This window comes from Streptomyces sp. NPDC051563, from assembly GCF_044454225.1.
In the GTDB taxonomy this organism is placed as follows: domain Bacteria; phylum Actinomycetota; class Actinomycetes; order Streptomycetales; family Streptomycetaceae; genus Streptomyces.
Map to the genome: position 1 here is coordinate 308515 of NZ_JBITDL010000003.1, position 20830 is coordinate 329344.

At 72.4% G+C, this 20830-nt stretch carries 16 protein-coding genes; 11 read left to right on the forward strand and 5 right to left on the reverse strand.

The features are described from left to right. The first annotated feature begins 107 nt into the window (after nt 1–107). Complete coding sequence (locus ACIA8F_RS05620; RefSeq protein WP_399376911.1) at nt 108–1616, forward strand: hypothetical protein; 1509 nt, start codon at nt 108–110, stop codon at nt 1614–1616. A gap of 87 nt (nt 1617–1703) precedes the next feature. Continuing rightward, entirely contained in the window at nt 1704–2285 is a 582-nt protein-coding gene (locus ACIA8F_RS05625) for a TetR/AcrR family transcriptional regulator (protein WP_399376912.1), read from the forward strand. A 72-nt stretch (nt 2286–2357) separates the two neighbouring features. On the opposite strand, the gene ACIA8F_RS05630 is transcribed toward ACIA8F_RS05625, so the two are convergent. Genes ACIA8F_RS05630 through ACIA8F_RS05640 form a run of 3 tightly spaced genes read right to left on the reverse strand, consistent with a single transcriptional unit; the run spans nt 2358 to nt 6582 of the window. After that, the gene (locus ACIA8F_RS05630) at nt 2358–3620 is read right to left on the reverse strand and encodes a hypothetical protein (protein WP_399376913.1); all 1263 of its coding nucleotides are present in this window, start codon (nt 3618–3620) and stop codon (nt 2358–2360) included. Further along, nucleotides 3617–5380 carry a lipopolysaccharide biosynthesis protein gene (locus tag ACIA8F_RS05635; RefSeq protein ID WP_399376914.1) on the reverse strand — a complete coding sequence of 588 codons (1764 nt, stop codon included), beginning with the start codon at nt 5378–5380 and terminating at the stop codon, nt 3617–3619. The genes ACIA8F_RS05630 and ACIA8F_RS05635 overlap by 4 nt, the downstream gene beginning before the upstream one ends. Next, nucleotides 5377–6582 carry a glycosyltransferase family 4 protein gene (locus ACIA8F_RS05640; protein WP_399376999.1) on the reverse strand — a complete coding sequence of 402 codons (1206 nt, stop codon included), beginning with the start codon at nt 6580–6582 and terminating at the stop codon, nt 5377–5379. The genes ACIA8F_RS05635 and ACIA8F_RS05640 overlap by 4 nt, the downstream gene beginning before the upstream one ends. A 172-nt stretch (nt 6583–6754) precedes the next feature. Between ACIA8F_RS05640 and ACIA8F_RS05645 the strand changes: the two genes are divergently transcribed. Continuing rightward, nucleotides 6755–7228 carry an adenylyltransferase/cytidyltransferase family protein gene (locus ACIA8F_RS05645; protein WP_250744809.1) on the forward strand — a complete coding sequence of 158 codons (474 nt, stop codon included), beginning with the start codon at nt 6755–6757 and terminating at the stop codon, nt 7226–7228. A 103-nt stretch (nt 7229–7331) separates the two neighbouring features. Here the strand turns inward: ACIA8F_RS05645 and ACIA8F_RS05650 are convergent, their stop codons facing one another. Both ACIA8F_RS05650 and glgX read right to left on the reverse strand, forming a co-directional pair. Next, nucleotides 7332–8075: a CDP-alcohol phosphatidyltransferase family protein gene (locus ACIA8F_RS05650; protein ID WP_399376915.1), complete on the reverse strand. Its 744-nt coding sequence runs from the start codon at nt 8073–8075 to the stop codon at nt 7332–7334. A gap of 206 nt (nt 8076–8281) precedes the next feature. After that, the gene (gene glgX, locus ACIA8F_RS05655) at nt 8282–10486 is read right to left on the reverse strand and encodes a glycogen debranching protein GlgX (protein ID WP_399376916.1); all 2205 of its coding nucleotides are present in this window, start codon (nt 10484–10486) and stop codon (nt 8282–8284) included. Nucleotides 10487–10963: 477 nt separating this feature from the next. Here glgX and ACIA8F_RS05660 point away from each other — a divergent pair, with 477 nt between their 5' ends. The 8 genes from ACIA8F_RS05660 to ACIA8F_RS05695 all read left to right on the forward strand — a co-directional run bounded on the left by ACIA8F_RS05660 (nt 10964) and on the right by ACIA8F_RS05695 (nt 20783). Further along, nucleotides 10964–12160, forward strand: a complete 1197-nt coding sequence (locus ACIA8F_RS05660; RefSeq protein ID WP_399376917.1) for an Ig-like domain-containing protein — start codon at nt 10964–10966, stop codon at nt 12158–12160. A 166-nt stretch (nt 12161–12326) separates the two neighbouring features. Then, complete coding sequence (locus tag ACIA8F_RS05665) at nt 12327–14537, forward strand: choice-of-anchor A family protein (protein ID WP_399376918.1); 2211 nt, start codon at nt 12327–12329, stop codon at nt 14535–14537. 109 nt (nt 14538–14646) lie between these two features. Further along, a complete protein-coding gene (locus ACIA8F_RS05670) occupies nt 14647–15420 on the forward strand; it encodes a L,D-transpeptidase family protein (RefSeq protein WP_399376919.1) in 774 nt (257 codons plus the stop codon). A 132-nt stretch (nt 15421–15552) separates the two neighbouring features. Next, nucleotides 15553–16794: an Ig-like domain-containing protein gene (locus ACIA8F_RS05675; RefSeq protein ID WP_399376920.1), complete on the forward strand. Its 1242-nt coding sequence runs from the start codon at nt 15553–15555 to the stop codon at nt 16792–16794. A gap of 118 nt (nt 16795–16912) precedes the next feature. Then, nucleotides 16913–17680: an enoyl-CoA hydratase/isomerase family protein gene (locus tag ACIA8F_RS05680; protein WP_399376921.1), complete on the forward strand. Its 768-nt coding sequence runs from the start codon at nt 16913–16915 to the stop codon at nt 17678–17680. A 242-nt stretch (nt 17681–17922) separates the two neighbouring features. Beyond that, nucleotides 17923–18426 carry an ATP-binding protein gene (locus ACIA8F_RS05685; RefSeq protein WP_399376922.1) on the forward strand — a complete coding sequence of 168 codons (504 nt, stop codon included), beginning with the start codon at nt 17923–17925 and terminating at the stop codon, nt 18424–18426. Between the two features lie 384 nt (nt 18427–18810). Then, the gene (locus ACIA8F_RS05690; RefSeq protein WP_399376924.1) at nt 18811–19599 is read left to right on the forward strand and encodes a polysaccharide deacetylase family protein; all 789 of its coding nucleotides are present in this window, start codon (nt 18811–18813) and stop codon (nt 19597–19599) included. Then, nucleotides 19596–20783 carry a YncE family protein gene (locus ACIA8F_RS05695; RefSeq protein ID WP_399376925.1) on the forward strand — a complete coding sequence of 396 codons (1188 nt, stop codon included), beginning with the start codon at nt 19596–19598 and terminating at the stop codon, nt 20781–20783. The genes ACIA8F_RS05690 and ACIA8F_RS05695 overlap by 4 nt, the downstream gene beginning before the upstream one ends. Nucleotides 20784–20830 lie beyond the last annotated feature (47 nt).

The window sequence follows — 20830 nt, forward strand, 5'->3', positions numbered from 1 at the left end:
CACCCCCTCGTCCTGCGGCCCCCGACGGCGCCTGCGAAGGCGCCTCCCCGGGCGCCGAGCGCTCAGACTAGACTGCGCCCGGATCAGGCACAGGGGTGGGGGCAAGCGTGGCGACCGACATACGCGGGACCGCCGTCCGGCCGGTGCCGCCGCGGCCGGAGGACGAGAAGAGCTGGGGCAGGGTCACCACCCCGCGGACGCTGCTCTCCCGGGCGCTGTCCGTGCCGCTGGCGCTCGGATTCACCGTCTTCCTGCCCCTGTTCGTCGCCGTCCAGCCCGGCGCGGGCCAGCACGACGCCGCGTTCTGGCTGCAGCTCCTGCTCACCATGTACGCGGGCGCCCGGCTCTCGGCGATGGTCCTGACCAGCCGCCGCAAGCTGCTCCAGGGCTCCTTCTGGCTCTTCGTCTACATGGCCATGGGCGTGGCCCCCCTCGCGCAGGCCGTCCTCGGCCAGGTCCCGACCCCCGTCGTCGGCCCGCGCTCCGATCTCACCGCCGCCATCGGCCTGGTGCTGCTCGGCTGCGCCGTCTTCGACGTGGGCGTCCTGCTGGCCCGCCACCGCCCGGCGGGCCGTGCGGGCGGTTCGCTGAAGGAGCCGCGCCCGGTCATGGCGCACCGCAGGCGCCTGTACGTGCTGACCGGCGTGGCCTTCCTGGGCGGGGCGGCCCTGATCGTGAAGCTGGGCGGCCCGGCGGTGTTCTTCTCCAGCCGCCAGGAGATCATCGCCGGCATCGAGGAAGCGGGCGTCTCCCAGGACGGCCAGGCCGGCCAGGCCCTGCTGCGCGGATTCGGCACGGTCCCCGCGCTGCTGGCCCTGCTGCTGTACACGCGCTGGCTGATCACCTCGAAGTTCGCCCGCCGCAAGATGTCGATCATCGTCACCTGGTCGGCGCTCGCGGTCCTCAACCTGATCGTGAACAACCCGATCTCGAACCCGCGCTACTGGTTCCTGACGGTCATGTTCTCGCTGCTCTTCACCGTCTTCCCGGTGAGCGCCGCGATGTACCGGGTGGCGCTGTCCATGGCCGTGGTGATCGCCCTGCTCATCTTCCCGTTCGCGGACCGCTTCCGCTACGACGAGAAGAACTACAAGCCGGTCGAGACGACCTCGTTCCTGGAGCCGATGGCGCTCAAGGACTACGACCAGATCGGCATGTTCGCGAACACCATCACCTTCGCCGATTCCGGTCCCGGACATTCCTACGGACGCCAGCTCGCGGGATCGGTCTTCTTCGCGGTGCCGCGCTCGGTGTGGCCGGGCAAGCCGCGCGACACCGGCGTGATGGTCGGCCAGTGGATGGGCACGGTCAACACCAACCTCTCCTCGCCGATCTGGGCCGAGCTCTGGCTCGACTTCGGGCCGCTCGGCATGGGGGCGGGGCTCCTGGGGATGGGGTACGCCGCCGCCCGTGTCGACCGGCGCTACGCGAAGCGCGCCCGGCGCAGCTCGCCGCCCGGCAGCCTGATCTCCACGGTGGTCCCGCTGGTCGCGGGGTACTCCTTCATCCTGCTGCGCGGGCCGCTGCTCCAGGCCTCGGGCCGGATCGCCATCGCGGGGATGTGCCTCGCGCTCGTGGCCACGTACCGGCAGGACAGGACCACGGCCCTGCGCTGACCGGGGATCCCACCTCTCCTGGAGCAGGTCAACAAGTGGATCCACTCAACTTGTGCACCGAATACGCACCGGCGGTACAGTGGTGTCATGACCGAGACCGTGGGGCGCCGTGAGCGCAAGAAGGCCCAGACCCGCAAGGCCCTGGCCGATGCCGCGCTGCGCCTGTTCCTGGAGCGCGGGTACGACAAGGTCGGCGTCCGTGACGTGGCCGAGGAGGCCGACGTCTCGGTGACCACGCTGTTCAAGCACTTCCCGAGCAAGGAAGCCCTGGTCTTCGACGAGGACGAGGACATCGAGGCCGCGCTCGTCTCGGCGGTACGGGACCGAGCACCCGGCCGGTCCGTCCTGCACTCCCTGCGCGACCACTTCGTGGAGACCCGGGCGACCCGCCGGATCGACGATCCGGCGGTGATCGCGCACGTCAACCTGGTCCGGGAGACCCCGGAGCTCGTCGAGTACTGGGACCGGATGTGGCGGCGCCACGAGTTCGCGCTCGCCGCCGCCATCGCGGCCGAGGCCGGAGCCCCCGAGGGGGACCTCAGGTCCGCGGCGCTGGCCCGGTTCGTGATGGACACCGCGAGCCTGATCCGCGGCCAGGAGGACCAGGAGCAGGCCATGCGGGAGCTGTTCGCCCTGATCGAAGCGGGCTTCGGCGACACCCCGGCCTGAGCCCCGGCCCGGCACCCGTCCCGCCCGGCACCCGTCCCGCCCGGCACCCGGCCCGGGCGGGCCGGCTGCGCCTCAGGCCGTCCGGACCTGGTCCGCGGGGCCCGCGCCGACCGGTTCGGGGCCCGGCTCCGGGACCGGCAGCCGGGCCACGCGCAGCCAGCCCGCCGCCGCCTTCGAGGCGGAGCCGAGGGCCAGGCCCCAGGCGGCCCCGGCCACGCCCCAGACGGCGTACCCGCCCAGCAGCAGCCCGACCGACAGCAGCGAGAAGACCACCTGGAGCGAGAGCGTGGCCTTCGGGTTCAGCACCCGCAGGGTCAGCAGCGCGCAGGTGCCGAGCCCCATGACGGCGTACTGGGCACCGGTCGCGGGCAGCAGCGCGGACGCCGCCCGCCAGGTGTCGCCGAGCAGGGCGCGGCCGGCCCGCTCCGGCAGCGCGTACAGCACGGCCGCCCACGCGGCGCCGGTCACCGCGAGCGCACCGCCCATCAGCGCGGTCAGCCGGACCACGCCGCGCTTGCCCGACGCCCGGCCGACGACCGGCGGGCCGAAGGAGTTCGCGGAGTTGAACAGCACGTTCAGCGGCCCGAAGAGGGTGGTGGCCCCGCGCAGCGCGCCCACGGCCAGCGGGGTCGCGAAGACGCCGAGCCCCAGCACGGCGAGCTGGCTGGAGCCGTTGCCCACGGCGAACTCGATCACGAACCGCTGCCCCAGGTACCCGCGCCGCAGGTACGGGCGCAGGTCGGTACGGGCGCCCCGCACCGAGGGCCGCAGCAGCCACAGCCCCAGCGCGAGCGCCGGCAGCGCGGAGAGCCCCCACACCAGCACCAGCCGCCCGGCCGGGGCGCCTTCGGGCTGGAGCAGCAGCGCGGACACCACGCACACCAGGCGCAGCGCGTCGGCGGCCAGCGCCCGCCCGGGCGCCCGCAGGGCGGAGAAGCAGTAGCGCAGCCCGTCCTGGAGCAGCACCAGGGGCAGTACGAGTCCCAGCGCGAGGAAGGCCCGGCCCGTGGCCCCGGGCAACAGCAGTCCCAGGAGCGCCAGTACGGCTCCCACCGCCGCCGAGGCGGCGCCGGTGAAGGCGAGCCCGGACCGGCAGGCCGCGGCCAGCCGGTCGGCGCCGGGGCCGGGGCCGGGCTTTTCCAGCACCAGGGTCTGGCCGACGTAGGCCATGTTCAGGCCGAGCAGCACGGTGAAGGTCACGTAGACCATCGTGAAGTCGGCGAAGCCGGCCGCCGAGGAGAGCCGGGCGGCCAGCACCAGGACCAGGATGTTCGTGGCGCTGGACGCGGCCTGGTCCAGTACCGAGGCGACCGCCGCGAGGCCGCGCCGGCTCACCGCCGGCCCGTACGGACCGTACGCAGGGCGACCGTGTCGGTGCCGTCGCCCGGGATGTGCTGCGCGGCGTCGGCGGCGGCCACCTCGTAGGGGATCGGCTGCGGCTCCCGCGAGCGGAGCGGGGGAGCGGGCGCGGGAAGGGGTTCCTCGGCGGCGGGGCCGCCGCCCTTGGGGCTGCGGCCGAGGCCGCGCTTCTTCTCGCCCGGCAGCGGCGCGTGCAGGACGGCGCCCAGCACCGTGCCGCCGGCCCCGCTGATCAGCTCGCGGATCCGGGAGAGGTCGGTGCGGCGCACCGCACCCGGGTTGCAGACCACCAGGACCCCGTCGACGCGGTCGACGAGCGCGAGGGCGTCGGCGTACGAGAGCACGGGCGGGGCGAGCACCACCACGGTGGAGTTGGGGGAGTCGGCCTCGGAGATCAGCCGGGTGGCCCGCTGCGAGGTCAGCGCGCGGGGCACGTTGCGCACCCGCTCGCCCGGGATCAGGTCGAAGCTGCCCGATTCACCGGCGTCCACGAGGAGCTGGCGGCCGTCGGGCCATTCGGTCTCCCCGTGCTGTGCCCCCGAACCGCCCTGCGCCTGGCTCCAGCGCGGCCGGCCGGCGGCGTCGGTGGGCAGCTGGCTGGCCAGCACGGGAGTGCGCAGGTCCGCCTCGATGAGGAGCACGTCCTTGCCGGTCTCCGCGAAGGAGGCGGCCAGGTTCACCGCCACGGCGGCGGCGATCTCGCTGCTGCCGCGCGGGGCGACCACCAGGAGGCGGCGCCGGTCGGCGAAGCGGGCGTCGTAGGCGAGCCGGAAGGCCACCGAGCGGAACTCCTCGGCCAGCCGGGGGTCTTCCTCGCCCGCCGCGAGCAGCGGCCCGCCGTCGGCCTTGCCGCGGGGCAGGGAGCCCAGGACGGGCGCGCGCAGCGCCCGGGCCACGTCGCCCTCGGAGCGCGGGGCCGGGTCGAAGACGAGGCGCACCCAGGCGCCGAGCAGGCCCAGGGCGAGGCCCACGGCCGCGCCGAGCGCGAGCGACATGGGCAGCCCGGGGCCGTCGGCCCCGTGGGGCGGGACGGCGGAGCTGGTGACCCGGCCCGGGGTCATGTCCAGGGCCTGGAGCTTGGCGATGTTGCCGTTCAGGGTGTTGATCTTGCTCTGCTGGTCGGTCTTGGAGGAGTACGCCGCGTCGCGCGCGGGACCGGCCGGCATGCCGTTGATCTGCTTGACGAGGTCGTCGAGCTGCTTGACCACCGGGTCGCGCTGGTCCTGGTAGCCCTTGACCATCTTGTCGCGGGTGACGTCGAGCGCCTCCTGCCGCTTGAGCAGGTAGGCCTCGGTCATCGCGTTGGCGCGCTTGGCGGCCTCGGCGGGGGAGGAGGAGGTGTAGGTGAAGCGGAGCACCATCGTCTGCGGGGGGTTGGTCACCTGCAGGCCGGCGCGCAGGGCCGAGAAGTCGGTGGCCGCGACCCCGAGCTTCTTCGCGGCCTCGTTGGCTATGGAGCTGGAGAGCGCGACCTGCCGCTCCGAGCCGATGTTGATCGCCTTGTCGGGGGCGAGGCTCGGGTTGAAGGGGTCGTCGGTGGGTGCGCGCAGCACGATGTCGGCGGTGGCCACATAGGTGTCCGCCGTGGAGACGCCGAGGTAGACCCCGCCGAGCAGGCCGATGCCCACGCCCGCGCCGATGAGCCGGCGGTAGCGCAGGAGCTGGCGGAACTGGTCCCTGAGCAGGTCCGGTTCGTCTTCGGCCGGAGCCGCTGCCGGGCGGTTGGTCTCGATCACGGCCGGGGACCCCCAAGTGCTTCGTCCATCAGTGCGTCGATGCGGGCGAGGCCCGCCTCACGGCTCAGGTGCGCCGCCACGTGGCGCGGCCCGGCCGCACCCAGGGCGTCCGCGCCCGCGGGGTCCTCGGCCAGCGCCCGTACGGCCTTCAGCAGGGCCTCCGGGTTCTCCGGCGGTACGAGCACCCCGGCGCCCGAACGTTCCACTTCCTGGGCGGTCCCGCCCAGCGCCGCGACGGAGGCGACGACGGGACGGCCGGCCTGGAAGTACGAGGTCAGCTTGGACGGCACGCTCATGTCCATCACGGCGGCGTGCTGCGTGACCGCGAGCACGTCCGCCGCGGCGAGGATATCCGGGAACTCGCCGTCCGCGGCAGGGGGGATGATGTCGAGATTGGGAACGTCGGCCGCCAGGTCGGCGAGAGCGGAGCGCTGACTGCCGTCGCCCATCAGCACGAAACGGACACTCGGGTCCAGCCGGGCGGCGCCGACGAGGACCTCCAGCCCCTGCTTGAGGCCCATGTTCCCGGAGTGCAGGACGACGGTCTGGCCGGGAGCCCACCCGAGGTGGTGGCGGGTGTGCCCGCGGGGCTTGGTGGGCAGCGCCACGTGGGACCAGTTGGGGACGAGCCGGATCCGCTTGGGGTCGACGCCCATGGCGACGACCCGGTCGACGAAGGTCTCGTGGATCACACCGACGAGGGCGGCCCGCTTCAGGGCGTGCGCCTCGGCCCGCCCGGCGAACGCGGCCGCCTTGTCCCCGCCGCTGATCCCGCTCTGCGCGGCGGCGGCGCCCATCAGGTCCTGGACCACCGGAACGAAGGGGACCTTCCAGCGCGCCGCGAGGCGGGCGGCCACCAGCCCGCCGGCCAGGCTCGGCATCTGGGCCAGGACCGCGTCGGGCTTCGGCATCCGGGGCGGGGCCACGGTGCCGTGCAGCAGAATCGATCCTTCGAAAAGGGCCCGGCGCACGGCGGTCTGGCGCGGGGGCACGGTGTGCGCACGCCGGTGCACGGTCACGCCCGCGCGCTGTTCCGTGCGCCGGAGCGCCCCCTTGTACTCCGGCTCGACGGACCAGGCCGGGTAGTGGGGCATGCCCGCCAGGACGTGGGTCTCGTGACCGAGATTCGCCCAGTGCTCCGCGATCTGGGTGGCGTACGGGCCGATGCCCGTGTGCTCGGGGGCGTAATTCGTGGAAACCAGCAGCAGTCGCCGCTGACCGGATTTCGACACTGGACGTCCCCCTCTCACCAGGATGATGCGCACGTCACCCTATTCGTTCACCGGCAGCACAGGGAACGTGCACGCTATTGTCTGCTAATCCGCCACACCGGGGTGTGCGGCTTCTGGGGGATATCACGTGACGGAGCAGGAAATGTCCGAATTTGCCGAGCCTGGGCGTAGACCTCACCGCATCGGTTACGCGCCCGGCGCCTACGATCTGTTCCATATCGGACACCTCAACATCCTTCGCCATGCCCGGAGTCAGTGCGACTACCTGGTGGCCGGGGTCGTGTCCGACGAAATGGCGGAACTCGCCAAGGGGCGGCGCCCGGTGATCCCGCTCGTCGAGCGGCTGGAGATCGTCCGCAGCGTGCAGTACGTGGATGCGGCTTTCGTCGAGACCGTCCCGGACAAGGTCGAAACGTGGAAGCAAGTCCGTTTCGACGTCATCTTCAAGGGCGACGACTGGCGCGGCACCCCCAAGGGCGACCAGCTGGAACGGGACTTCGCCGTGCACGGGGTAGAGGTCGTCTACTTCCCCTACACCGTCCACACCTCCAGCACCCAGCTGCGCCGGGCCCTGGACGTGCTGTCGGAGCCGCTCGCCACGGAGCAGCGGGGCTGAGCGGCGGGGCTGGGCGGCAGGGCGGGGCGGTTGACGGAGCGGCGGGACGGAGCGACAGGGCGGGGCGGAAGGCCGGCCTTGCGGCCTCCGGTCCGCGTCCCCGTCAGCGGGGTACGGCGCTGAGCTCCCGGAACCACTTCGCGAGGAACGCCACCAGGAACAGCGCGGCCAGCGCACCCGCCCCGGCGTACGCCCAGCGGAACGCACCGCTGCCACCGAGGAGCAGGAACACCAGGCAGAACACCCCGTAGTCCACGGGCAGCAGCGCCACCGCGCGCAGCGTCGAAGGCGCGGCGGCCGCGCTCCCCGGGGCCGGCTTCGGCTTGAGCTTCTCCGTCAGCAGCCCCCCGAAGAAGGTCACGACCGCGGCGAGCTGGAAGCCCAGGGGCACCAGCAGCCAGCCGGCCGGGGCGGCCCCGTCCGCCCCGCCGCCGATCCCGTAGGCCTCGGGGAAGCGGTAGAAGGCGATCAGCACGCAGGTGTGCAGCGCGGTGAGCTTCGCGCAGTCCACGACGTGGTCCAGCCACTCGCCCGCCGCGCTGCCGCCCCCGCGCAGCCGGGCGAGCTGCCCGTCGGCGGAGTCGAAGGCGAAGCCGACGGCGAGCAGGGCCCACACCGCGATCCCCAGCCCCCACGAGGGCGAGAGGAGGGCGACGGCGGCCGCGCCCGCGAAGCTCAGGGCGGCGCTGATCAGCGTCACCTGGTTCGGGGTGAGCCCGAGCGCGTACGACCCGGCGGCCAGATAGCGCCCGACGGGCCGGTTGACGAACCGGGAGTAGAGCGACACCCCCTTCGCCGACTTCTGCGCCCCGCGCAGCTCCCGCAACGCGGTCCCGACACTCGCCATCGACACAACCCCTCGAACATCCGTATATGCGTGCGTGCGTGCGAAGGCCACATCATTGCAGGGTGTTCCGGGGACTCCCGACCGGATCGGCCCACCACCGTCGACCCTCCGGCTTCACCCTGCCGCCTTCCCCCCCGCCGCCTTCGGTTCACCGCCTCCCCCCGGCCTTCCCCGCCCGCCTTCACCCCACGCCTTCACCCCGGCCCTCAGCCCACCACCTTCAGCAGCAGTACCGCGCGCGCCGGGACGGTCACGCTCTCGCCCCCGCGGTGCACGGTGGCGGGCGCCGCCGCCTGGTCCTCCCGGGAGGTGTCCAGGACCAGTTCGTACGCCCGGCCCCACGGCGGCCCCGGCAGCACCCACGCCACCGGCCGGTCCCCGGCGTGCAGCAGCGCCAGGAAGCTGTCGTCCGTGACCTGCCGGCCGCGCTCGTCCCGGCCCGGGATGTCCTGCCCCGACAGGTACAGCCCCACCGACCCGGCCGGGGCGTACCAGTCCCGCTCGGTCATCTCCACGCCCGCCGGGGTGAACCAGGCCAGGTCCCGCAGCCCGTCCGCCCCGTGGGAGCGCCCCGAGAAGAACGCCCGTCGGCGCAGCACCGGATGGGCCCGGCGCAGCGCCAGCAGCCGCCGGGTCAGCGCCAGCAGCGCCTGCCAGGACGGGTCCTCCAGCAGCGACCAGTCCACCCAGCTCGTCGGGTTGTCCTGGCAGTACGCGTTGTTGTTGCCGCCCTGCGTCCGGCCGAACTCGTCGCCCGCCACCAGCATCGGCACCCCGGTCGACAGCAGCAGCGTGGTCAGCAGGTTGCGCAGCTGCCGTCGGCGCAGCGCCGCGATCCGCGGATCCGTGCCCTCCTCGGGCTCGCCCTCCACCCCGCAGTTCCAGGACCGGTTGTCATTGGTCCCGTCCCGGCCGGCCTCGCCGTTCTCCTCGTTGTGCTTGGACTCGTACGACACGAGGTCGCGCAGGGTGAAACCGTCGTGCGCGGTGATGAAGTTGACCGAGGCGTACGGCCGCCGCCCGCCCCACGCGTACAGGTCGCTCGACCCCGAGAGCCGGTAGCCGAGGTCCCGCACGTCGGGCAGGGCGCCGCGCCAGAAGTCCCGTACGGCATCCCGGTAGCGGTCGTTCCACTCCGTCCACAGCGGCGGGAACGCTCCGACCTGGTACCCGCCCGAGCCCACGTCCCACGGCTCGGCGATCAGCTTCACCCGCCGCAGCACCGGATCCTGGGCGATCACCGCGAGGAACGGCGAGAGCATGTCCACGTCGTGCATCGAGCGGGCCAGCGCCGCCGCCAGGTCGAAGCGGAAGCCGTCCACCCCCATCTCCGTCACCCAGTACCGCAGCGAGTCGGTGATCAGGCGCAGCACGTGCGGCCGCCCGGCGTGCAGGGTGTTGCCGCAGCCGGTGTAGTCGGCGTACCTGCGCTGGTCCGACTGGAGCCGGTAGTAGGCCCGGTTGTCGATCCCGCGCAGCGACAGCGTCGGGCCCAGCTCGCCGGCCTCCGCGGTGTGGTTGTAGACCACGTCGAGGATGACCTCGATCCCCGCGGCGTGCAGGGCCTTGACCATCCGCTTGAACTCGCCGACCTGCTGTCCGGCCGTCCCGCTGGAGGAGTACGCGGCGTGCGGGGCGAAGTAGCCGACCGAGTTGTAGCCCCAGTAGTTGCGCAGGCCCCGGCGCAGCAGGTGGTCCTCGTGCGCGAACTGGTGGACCGGCAGCAGCTCCACCGCCGTCACCCCGAGCCCGGTCAGGTGCTCGATCGCCGCCGGGTGCGCGAGGCCCGCGTACGTACCGCGCAGGTGCTCGGGGATGCCGGGATGGCGCATCGTGAAGCCGCGCACGTGCAGTTCGTAGATGACCGAATCGGCCCACGGGGTCTTCGGCCGGACGTCGTCCGCCCAGTCGTCGTCATCGTGGACCACGACCCCCTTCGGGACGTGCGGGGCCGAGTCCCGGTCGTCGCGCACGGTGTCCGCGATGTACTGCTGCGGCCAGTCGCGGACGTGCCCGTACACCTCCGGCGGCAGCAGGAACTCCCCGTCCACGGCCCGCGCGTACGGGTCCAGGAGCAGCTTCGCCGGATTGTGGCGGGCCCCCGTCCACGGGTCCCACCGCCCGTGCACCCGGAATCCGTACCGCTGCCCGGGCCGCACGCCCGGCAGGAAGCCGTGCCAGATCTCGTGGGTCAGCTCCGTCAGCGCGCAGCGGCTCTCGGAGCCGTCCTCCGCGAAGAGGCAGACCTCCACCGCTTCCGCGCCCTGGGCCCACAGCGCGAAGTTGGTGCCGGCCGTCCCGTCGGGACCCTGGTGGAACCGGGCCCCCAGCGGATGCGAGGAGCCGGGCCACACGGGCGGGCCGGGTACTCCCCGGCTCACCACGGCGTGGCCCCTGACCTGCGGTTCCATCAACCCCAGGGACTGGCCGACCGGATGCCCGGTCCCGTTGCCGACGCCTGTCCCGTTGCCGGCGCCCGTCCCGGTTCCGTTGCCCGCGCCGTTCCCGTTCCCGTTCCCGCTCCCGCTCCCGTTCCCCGTACCGTGGCCGGCCACGGCCCCGGTCCCGCCCTGAACACCCGCCCGGTTCCCGGGCCCGGTTTCCGCCCCGGGCCCGGTCCCGGCCCCGGATCCGGTCTCGACCCCGGCCAGGGGCTCCGCCTCTTGCTCGGCTGCGCTCGACACTGCCCGCCTCCACGGCTCTCGGTACCTGCGGGGGTGGGGGAACTGCGGCCCCGGCGTCCCTGCCGCGGCCCGCCCCCGTCTGGTCCTTCCCACTGTTCTGCCCGGACTGTCCTGCCTGGAACGTGGGCCGCGCCCACGTTTCCCCCGGAGGGGCCCGGTCGTTGGAGGAACGTGACTCTTCTGACGAGGCGGGCAGGGGCGGGCTTGGCCGCCGTGGCGGTATGGGCGGGCCTCCTCGGAGGCCTGTCCGGATGCACCGAGAACGGCGGCTCCCCGATCGAGATCCAGCTGCCCGGCAAACCCCGGTCACCGGACGAGGCGATCAGGATCACCCCCGACGACAACGCCAAGGGGGTGCCGGCGGAGGGGCCGCTGAGGATCACCGTGCCCGAGGGGCGCCTCGAACGGGTCGTGGTCACCAAGGTGGAGGACGCCCAGGAGGAGAAGGTCCCCGGCGCCATCGCCGTCGACGGGCTCAGCTGGAGCCCCGACCCGGCGTCGGGCCGGCTCGCGCTCGCGGCCAAGTACACCGTGGACGCGGTCGCGCTCGACGGGCACAACCGCCGCCAGGCCCGGCACACCACCTTCACCACCTATGTTCCCGAGGAGCGGTTCATCGGCTACTTCAAGCCCGAGAACCGTTCGACCGTCGGCACCGGCATGATCATCTCCTTCGGGTTCAGCCGGTCCATCGAACGCCGCGCCGACGTGGAGCGGGCCATCACGATCACCTCCGACCCGGCCGTGGAGGTGGTGGGCCACTGGTTCGGCGACGAGCGCCTCGACTTCCGGCCCAAGACGTACTGGAAGCCCGGCACCGAGGTCACGGTGAAGATCGGCCTGCGGGACGTCGAGGGCGCCCCCGGCTCCTACGGGATCCAGGACAAGACCCTGCGCTTCACCGTCGGCCGCTCCCAGATCTCCACCGTCGACGCCGCCGCGCACACCATGGAGGTGCGCCGGGACGGCGAGCTGCTGTCCACCGTGCCGATCACCGCCGGGGCGCCGAAGAACATGACCTACAACGGGAAGATGGTGGTGATGGAGCTCTTCGACGTCACCCGGATGAACGGGCAGACCGTCGGCTTCGGCGGCGAGTACGACATCCCCGACGTCCCGCACGCCATCCGCCTCACCCGCTCCGGGACCTTCCTGCACGGCAACTACTGGGCGAGCCCGGACACCTTCGGCGCCACCAACGTCAGCCACGGCTGCATCGGACTGCGCGACAACAAGGGCGGCGGCTCGGACACCCCGGCGGGCTGGTTCTTCGACCGGACCCTGGTCGGCGACGTGGTGGAGGTCGTGAACTCGCAGGACAAGACGGTCGCCCCGGACAACGGTCTGGGCGGCTGGAACATGTCCTGGCCCACCTGGGTGGCGGGTTCCGCGATCGCCTGACCCGCTCCCGCCTCCTCCTGCCCGCCCCCGCCCCTGACGCCCCAGTCGGGTGATTGTCGTACCGGAATGCCGTAGTGGGGAGTGTCGGTCCGACCGGCTCGCCGGAGCCCGCCGCCAGCCTGTACGGGCCCGCCCGCACGCGGCGGCGGGCGACGGACGGAGCGTCATGTCAGCAAGGAAGTGGACCCTCGGGCCCCTGGGGCTCGCCCTCGGGGCCGTACTGGCCGCAGGCGCCCCGGCGGCCCTGGCGGCGCCGGCCGCGCCGGGCCCCGGCGGACAGCAGCCGGCGCCGGCCCGGCAGGCTGCCGCGGCCCTGCGGGCCCCGCTGCCGGGCGGGCTCGGCCCCTGCATCGGGGCCGGGTGCCCCGACCCGTTCCCGCCGATCGGCACCGGAACCACTCCCGCCGGCTACGACGAGGGCATCAACATCTTCGTCGGCGCCGACTTCCTCGTCCGTGAGCGCGCCGCCGAGGCCGAGGGCAGGGTCGTCGTCCTCGGCAGCTTCGACCAGAACAAGAACCTGGCGCAGACCGGCGGCGCGTACAACATCGGCATCGTCGGGGCGGGCTCGCTCGTGCGGCCCCCGGCCGGCTCGGACTACCTCACCACCGGCCGCAACGTCACGATCGCCGCCCAGCAGGAGCTGCTCGCGGACGGCGGGGTCGTCCGGCACGCGGGCACCGCCCCCGGGCCCGGCACCGTCAGCGGCACGCTCGTGGCCGACCCGGCCGCGATCACCCCGTACGCCGGCCTGCGCGACCAGCTCACCGCGGCCAGCCGGTGCTACGCCCGGGTCGACGGCAGCCCGCGCCCGGCGACGGGCACCGCCGTCAACCAGGACGGCACCACCGTCTTTACCGGCGACAACACCTCGAAGCTCCAGGTCTTCAACGTGGACTTCGACCTGGTGAGTTCGAGCGGCGGGGCCATCGGCTTCCGCTTCGACCGGATCCCGGCCGACGCCACCGTCCTGGTCAACGTCCTGGGCACCACCCGGACGCTCAACACCTACGCCGGCAGCATCAACGACGTGGGCCCCGGAGCCGACCCCTGGAACGGCTACCGCACCCGGCTCCTGTGGAACTTCCCCGACGCCACCACCCTCCAGCTGGTCGGCACCGGGCAGTTCCAGGGCAGCGTGCTCGTCGGCGAGCAGGCCTCGACCACCACCGTCACCCTGCCCGGGACCAACGGCCGCCTCTTCACCACCGGCGGGCTCGTCCACACCAGCAGCGGGGGCGGCGGCCAAGAGTTCCACGCCTACCCCTTCAACGGCGACCTGCCGGACTGCGGGAACACGGTCCCGGTCACGGGCAAGGTCTCGGTCCTCAAGCAGGACACCGGCGGCTCGCCGCTGGCCGGAGCCACGTACGAGCTGTGGCGGGAGACCAACGGCACCCCCGGCGCCCAGTTCACGAGTCCCGGCGGGGACACCAAGGTCACCGACTGCGTCACCCCGGCCGACGGCATCTGCTCCAGCACGGTGGCGCCCGGTACGTACTACTGGCGCGAGACCCAGGCACCCGACGGCTACGAGATCGCCCCGAACCCGGTCGTGGAGCTGGTGCTGACCGAAGAGAACGCGGCAGCGGGCGTGAGCGGCACCATGAGCAACGCCAAGCTCCCGGGCAGCGCCGAGGTGGTGCTGCGCAAGTCCGACGCCGAGGGCGGGGCGCTGCTGGCCGGCGCCCGCTTCGAGCTGTGGCGCGAGGCCAACGGGGTGACGGGCCTGCAGACCGGCGGAGCCGACCCCGACGTGCGGCTCGCCGGGTCCTGCACCACCGACGCACAGGGAAGCTGCACGGTCCAGCTCCCCGTCGGTGAGCGGTACTACTGGCGGGAGACGCAGGCACCGGCCGGCTACGACCTGCCGGCGGACCCGGTCACGCCGTTCGACCTCAACGAGGGCCACGTGACCACGGGCCTCGTCGTCACCGTCACCGACGAGCGGACCGAGGACCCCGACCACGAGGGGGCGATCGAGGTCCTGAAGAAGGACGCGAAGACCAAGCGCCCGCTGCGCGGGGCGGTCTTCGAGGTGTGGAAGGAGACCAACGGCACCCTCGGTCTCCAGACGCGCGGCATCAACCCCGACCGCAGGGTGACCACGGGCTGCGCGACCGACCGGGACGGGGTGTGCGCCTTCCCGGGCCTGGACGACGGCTCGTACTACGTGGTCGAAACGGCCGTACCGGAGGGCTACGTCCTGCCGCGGAACCGGGTCACCGGTCCGCTCCGGCTGGACGCGGACACCCCGGACCACCGGGTGATCGTCACGCTGGAGAACAAGCGCGACGACCACGGCAAGGGCGGCAAGGACGGCAAGGACAAGGGCAAGGGCGGCAAGGACAAGCGCCCGAAGGGCCCGCGCGAGTAGTCCGCCCGGGTGGGCCGGTGACCCTGCCGGCCCACCCCGCGCGCCGGGGCCGGGCGGATCCGGTTGGCTCGGAGCCGACAGCCCGGCCGGCGGGTGCGAGGAGGTCCGGATGAGCACAGGTCACGTGCCAGGCACGGCCACCGCGATGGGCGCCCTCGGCAGGGCGGCCGCGACGGCCGCGGTCCTCGCGGCGGCCGCCCTCGCCCCCTCGCCCGCGGCGGCGGTCCCGTCCCCGTCCGCCTCCCCGGCCCCCTCGGCCCCGGCCGCCTCCCCGTCCCCGTCCCCGGAGGCGTGCACCGCCGGGACCGGGCCCTACCAGCGCGAGCTGGAGGGTCACCTGGGCCGGACGGCCGACGGGACCCAGGACTCCGCGGACTGCGCGGCGATCCGCACCTTCCAGCGGGCCCAGCGGATCCGGCCCGCCGACGGCTACGCCGGGCTGGTCACCTTCCGGACCATGGTCGCGGTCGCCGCCCGTGCGAACCCCAACGCCGCCGGCGGCTGCCCGGTCCGTCCGCACCGGGTGACCTGCGTGGACCTGGAGCGCCAGATCCTGTGGGTGCAGCGCGACCGCACGGTGGTCTTCCCGCCCGTGCCCGTCCGCACCGGGCGCGACGACGAGGAGACCCGGACCGGCTGGCACGAGGTCTACTGGCGCAGCGAGGACCACGTGTCCACGCTCTACGACGACGCCCCGATGCCCTACGCCCAGTTCTTCGACGAGGGCCAGGCCCTGCACGGCCGCCCCGGCAGCCTGTACGCCCACGGCGGCTCGGCCGGCTGCGTCAACCTCACCGTCCCCGACGCGCGGCGCCTGTGGGACCTGCTCACCGAGGGCGACGCCGTGTACGTCTGGGGAGCCAAGCCCGGCACGGAGGGCTGACTCCCGGCGCACGGGGCCGACTCCCGGCGCGTCGGCCACTCTTGGGACGGAACGGTGACACGACCGTGCTGTCTCGTGATCCCCCATGTGATTTCCTGGCGAAAAGCGCGCGACTGCCCGCGCGCGGGGGACATGGGGAGAACGAGAGTGAACCTGCAGCCGATACGCGGCCGCGCCCGCACCGGCCTGCCGGCCCTCCTGCTGGGCGCGGCCCTGCTGTTCACCAGCGCGTGCAGCGGTGGGGGCAACGGGGGCGGCGCCGGCGGGAGCGGCGGCGGAGACGGGGGTACCGGGACGACCGGCACCGAGGCGTCGAAGGCCGTCGTGAGCGTCAAGCCGGACGACGGGGCCAAGGAGGTCGCGACGAGCGGCATCCTCAAGATATCCAGCACCGGCGGCAAGCTCACCACGGTGACGGTCGCCGACACCAAGGGCAATGCGGTGGAGGGCAAGCTCGCCGAGGACGGCGCGAGCTGGGAGCCCGCCCGCAACCTCGCGGCCGCCACCGAGTACAAGGTGCACGCGGTCGCCAAGGACGAGGCCGGCCGCGAGTCCGCGAAGGACACCACCTTCACGACCCTCACGCCCGCCAACACCTTCATCGGGCAGTACACGCCGGAGGACGGATCGACGGTCGGCGTGGGCATGCCGGTCTCGATCAACTTCTCCCGCGGCATCACCAACCCGGAGGCCGTCGAGAAGGCCATCACGGTGACGGCCGAGCCGGCCGTCCCGGTCGAGGGCCACTGGTTCGGCAACGACCGCCTGGACTTCCGCCCCGAGAAGTACTGGGCCGCGGGCACCAAGGTCACCCTGAAGCTGGCGCTCGACGGAGTCGAAGGCCGCCCGGGGGTCTACGGCAAGCAAACCCGTACGGTCACCTTCACGGTCGGCCGCTCCCAGGTCACCACGGTCGACGCCGCCGAGCACCAGATGAGCGTGGTCCGCGACGGCACGGAGATCAAGAACATCCCGATCACCGCCGGCGCCCCCGCGAACACCACGTACAACGGGCAGATGGTCATCAGCGAGAAGTACAAGGTGACTCGGATGAACGGCGCCACCGTCGGCTTCGGCGGGGAGTACGACATCTCCGACGTCCCGCACGCGATGCGCCTGACCACCTCCGGCACCTTCGTGCACGGCAACTACTGGGCTTCCTCGGGCACGTTCGGCTCCGAGAACGTCAGCCACGGCTGCGTCGGCCTCAAGGACGTCCGCGGCGCCGGTGACGGCAGCCAGCCCGCCGCCTGGTTCTTCAACGAGTCGATCATCGGAGACGTGGTCATCGTGAAGAACTCCAAGGACAAGACGGTCGCCCCCGACAACGGCCTCAACGGCTGGAACATGGACTGGGCGGAGTGGATCAAGTAGCTCTGATCCGTACGTAGTCGCATCCGTACGGAGTCGCATCCGTACGGAGTCGGACCGGCCCGGTGCTGTGACCCACGGCACCGGGCCGGTCGCGGTTAACCGGCGCTAACCTTCCCGTATGACCATCTCTCTCGAAGTCTCCGAAGGCGTCGGCGTCATCCGGCTGGACCGCCCGCCCATGAACGCCCTGGACATCGCCACCCAGGACCGGCTGCGCGAGCTCGCCGTCGAGGCGACCGACCGGGCCGACGTCCGCAGCGTCGTCCTCTACGGCGGCGAGAAGGTGTTCGCGGCCGGCGCGGACATCAAGGAGATGCAGACGATGGACCACGCGGCCATGGTCGCCCGGTCCCGCGGACTGCAGGACGCCTTCACCGCCGTGGCCCGGATTCCCAAGCCCGTGGTCGCGGCCGTCACCGGCTACGCCCTGGGCGGCGGCTGCGAGCTGGCCCTGTGCGCGGACTACCGGATCGCCGCCGACAACGCGAAGCTCGGCCAGCCCGAGATCCTGCTCGGCCTGATCCCCGGCGCGGGCGGCACCCAGCGGCTGTCCCGGCTGATCGGACCCTCCAAGGCCAAGGACCTGATCTTCACCGGCCGCATGGTCAAGGCCGACGAGGCGCTGGCCCTCGGCCTCGTCGACCGCGTCGTCCCGGCCGCCGAGGTCTACGAGCAGGCGCACGCCTGGGCCGCGAAGCTGGCGCAGGGCCCGGCCCTCGCGCTGCGCGCGGCCAAGGAGTGCGTGGACGCGGGGCTGGAGGCCGACATCGACACCGGGCTGACCATCGAACGCGGCTGGTTCGCCGGGCTGTTCGCCACCGAGGACCGCGAGCGCGGGATGCGCAGCTTCGTCGAAGAGGGGCCGGGCAAGGCGAAGTTCCAGTAGATCGATTCCGCGGATCCTCCCTGGGGGTGGATTAGCCAGGCCTTAAGGCAGCCTTAAGGGGAATCGGTGATCCACTCTGGGTGACCATCGTTGCGCGGTGTGTCACCGCAGGTCAGGAGCGTGCGACGGCCCTCGGGTTGCCAAACGCATATGCCGGAACCACCCCTCGGGATCATCGATTCCGGGGGGTCTTTTCCTGCGGAACGGCCCGAACGGCCTTACCGGCACTCCATGATGGGTGCATGGCGGGTCTGGAGGGTGTGGAACAGCCGCGGCAGCGCAGTAGCGCTTCCGCCGTACGGCTCACGGCGGCCCTGGAGGATGAACTGGGCCTGAAAGCGCTGGAGTTGTACGGGAATCCGGCCGAGGCGGAAGTGACGCTGCCGTCGATGCCCGAGTCGGCCGGCGCGGCCCGCCGGCTCACGCAGTGCGTGGTCGTACGCCTGTGGGGGCTCTCGCCGCAGATCGCCGAGCACGCGGTCCTGCTGGTCTCGGAGCTCGTGGGGAACGCCGTCCGCCACACGGGGGCCCGTTCCTTCGGTTTACGGATGCTCAGGCGGCGCGGCTGGATCCGCGTGGAGGTGCGCGACCCCTCGCGCGGACTGCCCTGCCTGATGCCGGTCCACGAGATGGACACCACCGGCCGGGGGCTGTTCCTCGTCGACAAGCTCTCGGACCGCTGGGGCGCGGACCTGCTGCCGCGAGGAAAGATCACCTGGTTCGAGATGCGGGTCGCCGACCGCTGAGCACGCCCCCCGGAACGCCAGAAACCCCCTGTCGCCGTTGTGGGGCGCTGCGGGGGTTTCACGGGTGTGCCGAGGATCGAAGGGGGTGTGATCCTCGGCAGGGACTTCGCTCGGGTCAACGGGAAGCCGTGGTTCCGACTATGGCAGAAGAGGGACCAAATGCCAAAAGTCCCAAGTTGGACATAAGTGTGCATATCCTAAGACTTTCTACCTAAATCTTAGGTGAGATGGGCCACGAGCCTCGTAATCAGTGCATAAAGATCGACCGCTCTGAGTGAATCGTTGATCACATAGCGGACAGTCGCCGGGGGGCACCGGTTCGGCCGAAGGTCCCGAATTGGGTCAATCAATACCTTCACGGGCATCCACCCCTTAAATGGGCGGGTGCTCTGCTACCCGGACCGCCGATCCGCTCTCCGTACCGGCGCGGCGGTCGCCGCCGGCGCCCTCGCCGCCGCCTGTTCCCCTGCGGGCCCCGCGGCCCCGGCGAAGGCCGCCCCCGACGCACCGGCGGCACCGGCCCGAGCGGCCCCGGCCAAGGCGGCCCCCGCCCCGCGCCGGTTCGCGGGCCAGCCCGTGGAGATCGGGCACGGCCCCCGCGGCCGTACCGGCGTCGCGCTCACCTTCCACGGCAACGGCGACCCCGCCGTCGCCAAGGCGGTGCTCGCCGAGGCGGAGCGGGCGGGCGCCCGGGTCACCGTCCTGGCCATCGGGGCCTGGCTCGACGCCCACCCCGAGATGGCCCGCCGGATCCTGGACGGCGGCCACGAGCTCGGCAACCACACCCAGCGCCACCTCGCGATCAACACCATGCCCGAGGAGGAGGCGTACGCCGAGATCACCGGCTGCGCCGACCGGCTCAAACGGCTGACCGGATCCATCGGCACCTGGTTCCGCCCGTCCCAGACCCAGTACGCCACCCCCTTGGTGCGAAAACTGGCCCAGCGGGCGGGCTACCCGCACGTCCTCTCGTACGACGTGGACTCCCTCGACTTCACCTCGCCCGGTGCCGCGGCCGTCGTCCGCTCCGTCATCGGACCGATCCAAGGCGGATCGATGGTGAGCCTGCACTTCGGCTACGCGGACACGGTCGACGCGATGCCACCCCTCCTCGAAGAACTCGCACGCCGCAAACTGCGCGCGGTGACCACCACGGAGCTGCTGACCCCATGACGACCACCCGCCTTCCCCGGAAGGCCACCGCGCTGCTGGCCGGCCTGGTCCTCGCCGCCCTGACCGGCTGCGGAGCGGCCGACAAGGGACCCGCCGAAGCCCTCGGCACGAAGGCGCCCGCCGCGCCCGCCAAGGCCGTGCCGGCGGCGCCGCCGGGCCTGGCCGGAATGCCGCCGCTCCTCGATCCGAACGACGTCTACGCCGCCGACCGGCCGAACAAACTCTCCCCGGTGGTCAAGGACTTCCCGTCCCGCGTCTACGTGCCGAACACCAGCTCCAACACGGTGTCCGTCATCGACCCGGTGACGTACAAGGTCATCGACACCATCCCCGTCGGGATCCAGCCCCAGCACGTGGTCCCCTCCTGGGACATGAAGACCCTCTGGGTCAACAACAACCGGGGCCACACGCTCACCCCGATCAACCCGGCCACCGGCGAGGCCGGCAAGCCCGTCGAGGTGCACGACCCGTACAACCTGTACTTCACGCCCAACGGCAAGTACGCGGTGGTCATGGCCTCGATGGACAAGGAGCTGGTCTTCCGCGACCCGCACACCATGGACCGCGTCAAAACCGTCCCGGTGACCTGCTTCGGCGTCAATCACGCGGACTTCTCCGCGGACGGCCGCTACTTCATCGTGAGCTGCGAGTTCTCCGGCGAACTCCTCAAGGTCGACACCGAGAAGATGGAGGTCGTCGGCCAGCAGAAACTGCCCTTCGAGGGCGCGATGCCGCAGGACGTCAAGGTCTCGCCGGACGGAAAGACCTTCTACGTCGCGGACATGATGGCGCACGGCATGTGGGTCCTCGGCGGCGACAAGTTCGAGACCCCCAAGCTGCTGCCCACCGGAAAGGGCTGCCACGGCCTGTACGTCAGCCGTGACTCCAAGGAGATGTACGTCTCCAACCGCGGCGAAGGCTCCGTCTCCGTCTTCGACTTCACGCAGAACAAGCTGACGAAGAAGTGGGAGCTGCCCGACGGCGGCAGCCCCGACATGGGCGGCGTCTCCGCCGACGGCAAGGTGCTCTGGCTCTCGGGCCGCTACAACTCCGAGGTCTACGCCATCGACACCACCACCGGAAAGGAGCTCGCCAAGATCCCGGTGGGCAGCGGCCCGCACGGCCTCGCCGTCTACCCGCAGCCCGGCCGCTACTCCCTCGGCCACACCGGCATCTTCCGGTAGGGCGGCACGACGCGGGTGCGCCCCGGGAGCTCGCACAGCTCCCGGGG